General features: G+C 40.4%; 2 protein-coding genes. One reads left to right on the forward strand and one right to left on the reverse strand.

Translation table 11 applies throughout. The annotated features are described in order from the left end of the window. Positions 1–45: 45 nt before the first annotated feature. Entirely contained in the window at positions 46–300 is a 255-nt protein-coding gene (locus H7U22_RS22770) for a hypothetical protein (protein WP_187073636.1), read from the reverse strand. 42 nt (positions 301–342) lie between these two features. Here H7U22_RS22770 and H7U22_RS22775 point away from each other — a divergent pair. Beyond that, on the forward strand, positions 343–886 hold a 544-nt coding region (locus H7U22_RS22775; protein WP_187073637.1), incomplete at its 3' end, for a hypothetical protein.

Below are 886 nucleotides of genomic sequence, written 5' to 3' on the forward strand. Positions count from 1 at the left end.
AGGTAAATAGTAAGTTAATTAGGTATTATAATTTGTTATAGTCTTTTAGGTTATATAGCCATGACCGGTCATTATGTAAATCAATTTAAGTCCTTCCCGGTCATCCAAATGAATAAAAGCCCGTTCATCCTGAAAAACCATATAGGTATAACTAACCACCCAAACATCCTTTTCGGGGGCGCCGGGTTGATGTTGATAGCCCGCCTCTGGTTCGGGTGCCTCGATTTCCATATACTTAATCCTACGTCTTTCAAGGATTTCCCGGGCAGCTTCAAGCGCTTGTTCTCTGGTATGTATCATATCGATAACAAACAATAGAAAGAGACTTTTGTTGGTGATAGGATGAACAAAATACACCGCAATTATTGGAGAGCATTTAACCGGATAGGAAATGAAAGGCTTCACCTGAATGGCTTTACCTTTGATATGCTGCCTGAGCAATCAGAATCTCTTTCATTGTTCAGGATAAAACTCATTAGAGGAAATGAACAATACCTGCTATCATTTTCATCGCATCACCTGGATCTGCAGGACGGGGTAACTATCGAAAAGGAGGGGCAGTTTCTGGAGGGCTTATATGGTTATACAGATGAATCCATCAAAAAAATGATCGACGATATATGTAAACCTCATTATAGGGATGAGGATCCCCTATATTCAATAAGATGGACTGATTTCATTACCGAAGAACCCCGTAGCCTTATAATTTGGGGTAATGTCGATAAAACTGACAGCCGTGGCTATTACACCTGTTTGATCAATAATCAGAGCATGGTGATCACCAGTTTTAATGGTGAATGGATAGATAACAATGGTGTGGACAACGCCCTGGCGGCCAAATTGGGTCGTTTGCTGGAAAGTTGTGATTTTCTGCAGGAACTTAATA

It is taken from the genome of Pedobacter fastidiosus, from assembly GCF_014306625.1.
GTDB lineage: Bacteria > Bacteroidota > Bacteroidia > Sphingobacteriales > Sphingobacteriaceae > Pedobacter > Pedobacter fastidiosus.